Source organism: Arthrobacter sp. AK01 (genome assembly GCF_021109375.1).
Taxonomy (GTDB): domain Bacteria; phylum Actinomycetota; class Actinomycetes; order Actinomycetales; family Micrococcaceae; genus Arthrobacter.
The window spans coordinates 23,864-30,370 of record NZ_JAJOHP010000061.1; the positions used below are offsets into that span (position 1 = coordinate 23,864).

At 63.8% G+C, this 6,507-nt stretch carries 6 protein-coding genes; 2 read left to right on the forward strand and 4 right to left on the reverse strand.

The genetic code is table 11. The features are described 5' to 3' along the window. Positions 1-74 precede the first annotated feature (74 nt). Together LN996_RS18400 and purD are read right to left on the reverse strand one after the other, a co-directional pair. Positions 75-1,013 (reverse strand): phosphoribosylaminoimidazolesuccinocarboxamide synthase, encoded by a 939-nt coding sequence (locus LN996_RS18400; protein WP_231341834.1) that lies wholly within the window; start codon positions 1,011-1,013, stop codon positions 75-77. Positions 1,014-1,015: 2 nt separating this feature from the next. Then, on the reverse strand, positions 1,016-2,326 hold the full coding sequence (gene purD, locus LN996_RS18405) for a phosphoribosylamine--glycine ligase (RefSeq protein ID WP_374110847.1): 1,311 nt from the start codon (positions 2,324-2,326) through the stop codon (positions 1,016-1,018). 185 nt (positions 2,327-2,511) lie between these two features. Between purD and LN996_RS18410 the strand changes: the two genes are divergently transcribed. Together LN996_RS18410 and LN996_RS18415 are read left to right on the forward strand one after the other, a co-directional pair. Continuing rightward, positions 2,512-3,528 carry an asparaginase gene (locus tag LN996_RS18410; RefSeq protein WP_231341836.1) on the forward strand — a complete coding sequence of 339 codons (1,017 nt, stop codon included), beginning with the start codon at positions 2,512-2,514 and terminating at the stop codon, positions 3,526-3,528. Positions 3,529-3,549: 21 nt separating this feature from the next. Then, positions 3,550-3,960, forward strand: a complete 411-nt coding sequence (locus LN996_RS18415) for a sterol carrier family protein (RefSeq protein WP_231341837.1) — start codon at positions 3,550-3,552, stop codon at positions 3,958-3,960. A 69-nt stretch (positions 3,961-4,029) separates the two neighbouring features. On the opposite strand, the gene LN996_RS18420 is transcribed toward LN996_RS18415, so the two are convergent. Continuing rightward, positions 4,030-5,517 carry a cation:dicarboxylate symporter family transporter gene (locus LN996_RS18420; protein WP_231341838.1) on the reverse strand — a complete coding sequence of 496 codons (1,488 nt, stop codon included), beginning with the start codon at positions 5,515-5,517 and terminating at the stop codon, positions 4,030-4,032. Between the two features lie 180 nt (positions 5,518-5,697). Continuing rightward, positions 5,698-6,306: a hypothetical protein gene (locus tag LN996_RS18425; protein ID WP_231341839.1), complete on the reverse strand. Its 609-nt coding sequence runs from the start codon at positions 6,304-6,306 to the stop codon at positions 5,698-5,700. Between the last annotated feature and the right edge of the window lie 201 nt (positions 6,307-6,507).

Genomic DNA, 6,507 nt, shown 5'->3' on the forward strand with positions numbered 1-6,507 from the left:
ATTAACCCAATAAGTCGCAGTTAAGTACGTTTTGACCGCTCAAAACGTACTTAACTGCGACTCAGTTTGGTGCCTTAGGCGAAGGTGCGGCCTGTGAGCTTCTCGTAAGCCTCCACGTAGCGGGCACGGGTGCGCTCTACTACCTCGGCGGGCAATGCCGGCGGGGGTGTGTCGGAGGACTTGTCCCAGCCGGACTCGGCGGACGTCAGCCAGTCACGGACATACTGCTTGTCGTATGAGGGCTGCGATTTGCCCGGCGCGTACGTGGACGCATCCCAGAACCGCGAAGAGTCCGGGGTGAGGACCTCGTCGCCAAGAGTGATGATGCCCGTGGCAGCGTCAATGCCGAACTCCACCTTGGTGTCGGCCAGGATGATGCCGCGTTCGCGGGCGATCTCCTCGGCGCGGGTATAGATCTTCAAGGTCAGCTCGCTGAGGCGGGCTGCGATGTCGTCACCCACCATTGCCACGACGTCGTCATACGTGATGTTGACGTCGTGCTCGCCTACCTCGGCCTTGGCCGAGGGAGTGAACAACGCCTTGTCCAGACGGGAACCGTCCACGAGGCCTTCGGGCAACGGGATCTCGCACACCGTGCCGGATTCCTGGTACTCCGCCAGGCCCGAGCCAGTGAGGTAGCCGCGGGCGATGCACTCCACCGGGAACATGTCCAGCTTCTTGCAGATCATGGCCCGGCCCTCGACAGCGGCAGGAACGCCACCCTCAACTGTGGAGGCAAGCACGTGGTGTTCAACGTCCAGCTGGTCGAACCACCAGAGGCTCAACTGGGTGAGGACGCGACCCTTGTCCGGGATCTCGCTGCTGAGCACATGGTCGTAGGCGCTGATGCGGTCGCTGGCAACCACCAGGACGCACTCCTGGCCGATCTTTTCCGTGATGGCTTCATCGGCCGGGACGTAAAGATCGCGGACCTTGCCGGAGTAGACGTGCGTCCAACCCGGCAGGTCCAACGTTTCAGTTTCGAAGCCGCCCGTGGGTATTCCTTCAGTCATGCTCACGCCTGCACTTTCGGGATGGTGCCGGTGGCGGTGTACGGCACGCGGATTTCGCCGCGTGCGGCCTTGCCTCCGATGTCCGTACGGAACTGCGAGCCTTCAAGCTGGACTAGCTCGACGCCGTCGTACGCCTTTTCGCGGGCCTCCACCAGATCCGAACCCAGCGCAACAACTGCAAGGACGCGGCCGCCTGCGGAAACGACCTTGCCTTCGTCGTCCAGCTTGGTGCCGGCGTGGACAACGTGCACGCCGTCCAACTCGTCAACCTTCTTCAGGCCGCGGATTCGGTCACCCGTGCGGGGCGCGTCCGGGTAGTTTTCGGCGGCAACGACGACGGCGACTGCCGTGTCCTTGGACCAGCGCAGCTCTTCTGCGGTGTCCAGTTCGCCCTTGGCAGCTGCCAGCAGCAGCGCACCGAGCGGGGTCTTGAGGCGGGCAAGGACAGCCTGCGTCTCGGGATCGCCGAAGCGGACGTTGAACTCGATGACGCGAGTGCCGCGCGAGGTCAGGGCCAAGCCACAGTAGAGCACGCCGACGAAGGGGGTTCCGCGGCGGGCCATCTCGTCCACGGTGGGCTGGGCCACGCGGTCGATGACTTCCTGGACCAGGCCCTCGGGAGCCCACTCGAGCGGGGTGTACGCACCCATGCCGCCGGTGTTGGGGCCTTCGTCGTTGTCGAAGATGCGCTTGAAGTCCTGGGCCGGTGAGAGAGGCACGGTGGTGCGGCCGTCGCACAGGACAAACAAGGAGACCTCGGGACCGTCGAGGAATTCCTCGATGACCACGGTTCCACCGGCGTCGAAGCATGCCTGGGCGTGTGCCAGGGCTTCCGTGCGGTCCTTGGTAACGACGACGCCCTTGCCGGCGGCCAGGCCATCGTCCTTAACTACGTGGGGCGCACCGAAGGTATCCAGCGCATCGGCAGCTTCCTCGGCGTTGGTGGCAACGCGGGCCATGGCCGTGGGGACGCTGGCTTCGGCCATGATCTGCTTGGCGAACGCCTTGGAAGCTTCCAACTGGGCTGCTTCCTTGCTGGGACCGAAGACCGGAATGCCGGCCTCACGGACAGCGTCGGAAACTCCGGCAGCCAGCGGCGCCTCGGGGCCGACGACAACCAGGTCCACGCCCAGCTTGGTGGCGAGGGCGGACACGGCTTCCGGGCTGTTCCCGTCGATCGCGTGGGTGGGAACGAGTTTGCTGATGCCCGCGTTGCCCGGGGCCGCGTGGACCTCGGAGACGTTGGGGTCTTCAAGCAGAGAGCGGACAATGGCGTGTTCGCGGCCGCCTGGGCCAATGACGAGTACCTTCACAGTCTTCAAGGGTACTTTGTGAAGGGCGCGGGGCCTAAGCTGTGTCATTCCCCGGACCCGACAGCTTTGACCCGGTTACCCTGCAGCGCGCGGGCGCGCGGTTGAGAGCGCGCGGGTGCGCGGTTGAGAGCGCGCGGGTGCGCGGTTGAGCCGTGAACCGCCCCACCGCGCCCTAGACTTGGCTTATGCCCATGAGTTCGCATGAAACGTTCAACGTTGAGTCTGCGGTGGAACTGGCAGTGATCGAACGAAGTGGCTTTATTGAGTCCCGGCACATCGGCGCGGCCGTCGTTCTTGCCGGTGACGGCTCTGTGGTCACCCGTCTTGGTGACATCGACGCCCCCATCCTCGCCCGCTCCACCCTCAAACCCTTCCAGGCACTGGCCTCCATGCAATCCGGTGTGCCCCTGCGCGGGGCGCAAGTTGCTGTCGCCTGCGGGAGCCACACCGGGTCCTTGGACCACATGGACGTGGTGGAGGGAATGCTCAAGGCAGCCGGCGTCAAGGAAGAAAACCTGCAGTGCCCCACGGCCTGGCCGCAGGACGAGACGGCCCGCAACTGGCTGGTCCGGTCCGAACGCGGACAGTCCAAGCTCGCCTTCAACTGCTCCGGCAAGCACGCCGCCTTCTTGTGGGCCTGTACTGAAAACGGCTGGGACCTCCGCAGCTACCTTGAGCCCAACCATCCCCTCCAGCAGCGCGTACGGTCCGTGATCGAGGAATACAGCGGCGAAACGATTTCACATCTGGGCATCGACGGCTGCGGAGCCCCCGTGGCAGCCATCTCGCTAACGGGCCTTGCCCGCGCCTACTCCCGGCTGGCCAAGTCGCCCGGGGACTCGTCGTCCAACGCACGCGCGGCCACCATCGCCACCTCCATGCTGGACTACCCCTGGGCCGTCCAAGGCAAGGGCGAGTCCAACACGGTGGTCATGGAAGAGCTTGAGGTCCTTGCCAAGATTGGCGCCGAGGGCATCCTGGTCCTGGCCACGCCAACCGGCGCGACGGTGGCCGTGAAAATGCTCGACGGCAACCTCCGCGCCACGTCCCTGGTGGGACTGACCCTCCTGGCCGTCAGCGGCGCCGTGGACATCCCGGCCGTTTCCAGCGTCCTGGAACGAGTGGTTGAGCCCGTCCTCGGCGGCGGTCGCCCCGTGGGTAAGATCCGGTTGGGCCACGCCGTCTCGGCCCTGCTCGACTAGCACTTCTGAGGAGAGACACGCATGGCTGTTGCACGACGCCGCGTCAATATTGAGGAAGGCCGCGCCGCCCTGGCAGCTTGGCAGGCCGCCGTCGAACCTTCCGGCGGCGAAACCGCCGGTGAGCCGGGCCGCGATGCCGGGAACCCGCCGTCGCGCTCTCTCATTGCGACGGCGGTCCGCTACTCCCTCGAGGAAGTCACCGCACGCGCACCCGGCAACTCGGTGGAGGTCCGGGTGCCGCCGTTCGGCGTCACGCAATGCGTAGAAGGGCCCCGCCACACGCGCGGCACTCCCCCCAATGTGATCGAGTGCGACGCCGCCACCTGGCTGTCGTTGGTGACCGGGCGGATTTCATGGGCAGACGCGGTGTCGGCCCACCGGGTGGCTGCCTCCGGCCTGCGTGCCGATCTTTCAGAGTTGCTCCCCCTCTAAGGAGTTTTTGTACAGCTAATGCCCCTAAGACGGCGTCTTAAGGGCATTAGCTGTACAAAAACTATCCGGTCAGTCCGGGCAAACCGGGGTTGTTGATTGCCCCTTCTTGCTCATCTCGAACTGCGGGATGTCGTCGGCTGCGGGTCCACCGCGGAACTTCGGGGAAGGGTTCTGGCCGCTGCTGATGCGCTCCAGTTCCTGCTGGGCATAGACGTCTTCCTTGCCGAGCATGATGGCTGTGTCCTCGTTGGTGATCTCACCGTTGAAGGCGCGGACCATGACGCTGCGGTCGAACTGGCCTTCCCACTTGGCCACCACGAACGTTGCCACACAGTTGCCGAGCAGGTTGACGACCACGCGCATGGAGTCCATGAGGCGGTCGGCTCCGAGAAGAAGCGCGACGCCGGCAACCGGGAAGATGCCGAGGGCTGCAGCGGTAGCGGACAGTGCCAGGAAGGACGACCCCGGTACGCCCGCCATGCCCTTGGAGGTCAGGAGCAGCACGCCAAGGGCTGCCAACTGCTGGCCGAGATCAAGGTTGTGGCCGAAGGCCTGGGCCAGGAACAGCAGCGAGATCGAAAGGTAGATCGCGGCGCCGTCGAGGTTGAAGGAGTAGCCGGTGGGAACCACCAGGCCGGTGGTGGCACGGGAGCAACCGGCGTTGGTCAACTTGGTCATGATGCGGGGCATCACAGCTTCCGTGGAAGCAGTACCCAGTGCCAGCAGGAATTCTTCGCGGGTGTACTTGAGGAACTGCCACAACGGAACGCGGGCGAAGCCCCAAGCCACCACGAACAGCAAGCCGATGAAGATGATGGCCGCGCCGTAGCAGGCAGCTATCAGGAGGGCATAGGTACTGAGCGTGCCGATGCCGTACTGGCCGATGATGAAGGCCATGGCACCGAAGGCGCCGATGGGGGCCACCTTCATGATCCAGGACATGATCTTGAAGATCAGCTCAAGGACGGTTTCCATGAGGCTGATGACCGGAAGGCAACGCTCGCGGCCGATGACCACAATGGCGGCGCCGAAAAAGACGGAGAAGAACAGCACCTGAAGCAGGCTGTTGTTGGCAAACGCACCGATCACGCTGACGGGGATGACATCCAGGATGAACGCCGCGGCGTCCTTGGGCGGAGCGTTGCCGGTCTTGGCGTTAAGGGCATCCTGGGACAGCGTGGAGGGATCGATGTTCAGGCCGGCACCTGGCTGAACGATGTTTCCCACGATGAGCCCGAAGACCAGGGCAAAGAGGGTGGCGCCGGTGAAGTATAGGAGCGCTTTGACCCCGACCCTTCCGACCGCCTTGACGTCGCCCACTGCCGAGATGCCCGTGACGATCACGAGGAAAATCAGCGGGGCGATGATCATCTTGATGAGTTGAATGAATCCATCACCCAGTGGCCGGAGGGCGGACCCAATGGTCGGCCAAAAATGACCGATGAGCACACCTGCGACGACGGCGATCAGGATTTGAAAAAAGAGCGACTGGTACAGCCGCTTTTTCTTCTGCGGGGCCGAACTCGCCTTCAGCGCCGCGGGGTCTGGGATCTTCATTGATCTGAACCAATCAGTTTGGGAACAGCCCCACATTTTGAGGGGGTTTTTCAAATGTAATCCCGCTCACACCATTCCGCAAGGGGAAAATGTTATTCCATATTGTGGAAGTCACATTTGGTTTTTTGTACAGCTACTGCCCTGATGGGCGGCTCATAAGGGCAGTACCTGTACAAAAACTCAGCCCGTCCACCCCTGTTTGCGGAGCCCCTGGGATACCCGGGCCACTACCCACTTCCTCCCGTGCTTCATGTCGATCTTGTTGATCTTGACCTGACGCCAGCCGGCCTCTGAGACGCGCTGATCCCGGTAAGCATCCAGCGCCTGCTGCTCTGGACAAAGGTGATGGAGACCCTCGTATTCAAGGCAGATCCGATACTCCGGGCACCCCAAGTCAGTCCACACCGGCTTGCCAAGCGCATCGTCTACCCGGCAGTTTGGAACGAATGCAGGAAGCCCGGCCTCTTCAAGCAAGAGCCGGAGCTTGGTTTCCGGCGGAGAATCAACACCCACGCGAATCGCATCCAACGCGATACGGGCCTTGCGGACACCATGGATACCGTTGGCCTTTTCAACGAAGAGTTGCAGCTTCGGCAAAGAAACCAGGGGAACCCGCGGTGGACCGAACGAGCGATCGTGTTCGCTGACAATGGCATCTCCCACGACCACCAGATCTTCCACGGGCAACATCGTGGCCAGATCCACCCACGTCCGCGCAACAGACGTGAGGACAGCGCCCTCCAGGTCTGTGAGATCACCGTCCCTCAAAGTCAGGCGATGGCCGGCCACTCCCCTACGCCGAGGCAGCGATCCGTTCCTTGGCCGGGATAGATGGATGAATCGCCCCGGCTCCCGAAAGTGGGGCCCGCTTTTTGGCCCCCAGGGAATAGGTTCGAGGGGGGGGGGGGGGCGGGCGGGGCGGGCGGGGGGGCCCGGCCCGGGGCGGCCCCCCGACCCCCACCGCGGGAACACCCCGCCCCGACCCCACCA

Bases quoted from the DNA above. Each gene is read 5' to 3' on its own strand.
- LN996_RS18420 (WP_231341838.1), bottom strand. From the start codon at position 5,517: ATGAAGATCCCAGACCCCGCGGCGCTGAAGGCGAGTTCGGCCCCGCAG.
- LN996_RS18410 (WP_231341836.1), top strand. From the start codon at position 2,512: ATGCCCATGAGTTCGCATGAAACGTTCAACGTTGAGTCTGCGGTGGAA.
- LN996_RS18415 (WP_231341837.1), top strand. From the start codon at position 3,550: ATGGCTGTTGCACGACGCCGCGTCAATATTGAGGAAGGCCGCGCCGCC.
- LN996_RS18400 (WP_231341834.1), bottom strand. From the start codon at position 1,013: ATGACTGAAGGAATACCCACGGGCGGCTTCGAAACTGAAACGTTGGAC.